Here is a 2,101-nt window from a genome sequence, read left to right as displayed (position 1 = left end):
GCGGCAACGTCATCGCCGTCGAGCGCTGCGATCCTTCGGAAACCAGCAAATACGGCATCGTCGGCCGCGGCGCCGAGGTGGCCTCGGGCTTCGAAGTAACCGCCATGGTCGAGAAGCCGGCCCCCGCCAACGCGCCGTCGAACTTCTACATCAACGGCCGCTATATCCTGCAGCCGGAGATCTTCGCCCTGCTCGGCACCCAGCAACGCGGCGCCGGCAACGAGATCCAACTCACCGACGCCATGGTTCGACTGGCTGAAAGCCAGCCTTTCTATGCCCAGCCCTTCAACGGCCGCATGTTCGACTGCGGCTCCAAGGAGGGCTTCATCGAGGCCACCATCGCCTTTGCTCTGGCGCGCGACGACATGAAAGGACCTGTCTTCGAAATGCTGCAGCAATTCGTCCGGTCGCACGAGCGCCGGGAAGTAGCCGCATAATGCCCAAATTTTGGGTGCATATGCGAAATCGCGATGGCGCGACAGCCGCGCAAGCGCTTGGCCTTCTTGGCCGGGCGCTCCGTGGCACGAATGTTGCGTGGCCTTTTCTGGTAACGACGACACTCTTCGAAGGCCGGTAGCGCCTGCAACCTGGAATTGGACCGACGATGAATTATGCCAACTTTCCTCTCGACAAGAGGATGCCATTGCCCAGCACCGAACCGGAAAAGGGTGAAGACTTCATCGACATCGAGCGTCTGCTTGGCATGGCCGCCCGGCAGGCCAAGGTGGTGGCGGTCTGCGCCGTCATCGGTCTGTTCCTGGGTGTGATTTATCTCCAGACGACGCCCAAGCAATACACCTCCCTTGCGAGCGTGCTGATTGACGACGGCCTGAACAAGGTCGTGGACGACATTTCGGCTGTCAGTGCCACGCAGCAGACGGACGCGACGATCCTCAGCCAGATCGAGATACTCAACTCGGCGCGGCTGGCATCGGAGGTGGTCGACAAGCTGAAGCTGGACCAGAACCAGGAATTCATGAACCCGCCGCAATCGGCTTTGGCCCAGGGAATCGGATTCTTGCGCGGCATCGTCGGCTATTTCCGCAGCGGCGGCGCCAACCAAATCCCCGGGATCGAGAATGTCGATGCCGCAACGCGCGAAGCCATGATGAAGGCGGCAACCCATGACTACGCGGTCCTCGTGCTGCAAACCGGATTGATGGCGGATCGCAACGGCCGCAGCAATGTCATCAGCATCGGCTATCAGTCGACCAATCCGGCTTTGGCCACGGCCATCACCAAGGCCTATGCGGACGCCTACCTTGCCGACCAGCTCAACGCCAGCTTCGACGCCACCGAGCGCGCGGCCGTTTGGCTGCAAGGCCGGCTGACCGAACTGCGCGAAAGCTCGCAGGCAGCTGCGCTGGCGGTCGAGAAGTTCAGGGCCGAGCACGGGCTTTCCGCAAACAGCGACGGCCAGTTGCTCAGCGACAAGCAACTCGCCGACCTGAACGCCCAGCTCATCGTCGCGCAGGCCGATACAGCCCGCGCCAGCGCCCGCTACCAGCAGTACAAGGCGATCGTCGACAGCGGCTCCGAAAGCGCCTTCAACGATTCCGCGATAGCGGCCGATCAGCCGAGCAGCTCGGTCATCATCGCGCTGAAAACCCGCTATCTCGCGATCGCCAAGCGGTTGCAGGACGTCGAGAACAACTTCGGCAAGGATCACCCGCAGGCGGTTGCGCTGGCCAAGGAGAAGGCCGACGTCTCGGCGCAGATCTTCGGACAGCTGAAACAGATCACCGAAAGCTACCGAAACGACTATCAGGTGGCGCAGGCGCGCGAGACCGCGCTTAGGGAGAAAATCGCCACCCAGGCAGGCAAGAGCTCGATCGACAACCAGTCGCAGGTCAGGCTGAAGGAGCTCGATCAGCAGGCGCAGGCGCTGACCACGCTCTATCAGACTTTCCTTAGCCGTTACGAGGAAGCGTCGCAGCAGCAGTCATTCCCGGTCGGCAAGGTCCGCATCATCTCCGACGCGTCGATGCCTCTCACCGCCTCGGCTCCGCGCACCTTGCGTGTGCTGGCGCTCTCGCTGGTGCTTGGCCTCATGCTCGGCGCCGGCTGCGGAGGCCTGAACGAATTCAACGAGCGCTTCTTC

The 2,101-nt window shown here is 62.3% G+C and carries 2 protein-coding genes; both read left to right on the top strand.

Features of this window, described 5'->3' with window-relative positions:
* On the top strand, positions 1 to 437 hold a 437-nt coding region (locus tag EOA60_RS30215; protein ID WP_245502650.1), incomplete at its 5' end, for a sugar phosphate nucleotidyltransferase.
* A gap of 167 nt (positions 438 to 604) precedes the next feature.
* A partial coding sequence (locus tag EOA60_RS30210) for a GNVR domain-containing protein (RefSeq protein WP_245502649.1) occupies positions 605 to 2,101 on the top strand: 1,497 nt, incomplete at its 3' end.

It is taken from the genome of Mesorhizobium sp. M1A.F.Ca.IN.020.06.1.1, from assembly GCF_004023265.1.
In the GTDB taxonomy this organism is placed as follows: Bacteria; Pseudomonadota; Alphaproteobacteria; order Rhizobiales; family Rhizobiaceae; genus Mesorhizobium.
Note: the sequence above shows the minus strand (reverse complement) of the source record. Positions and strands in the feature narration are given on the sequence as shown.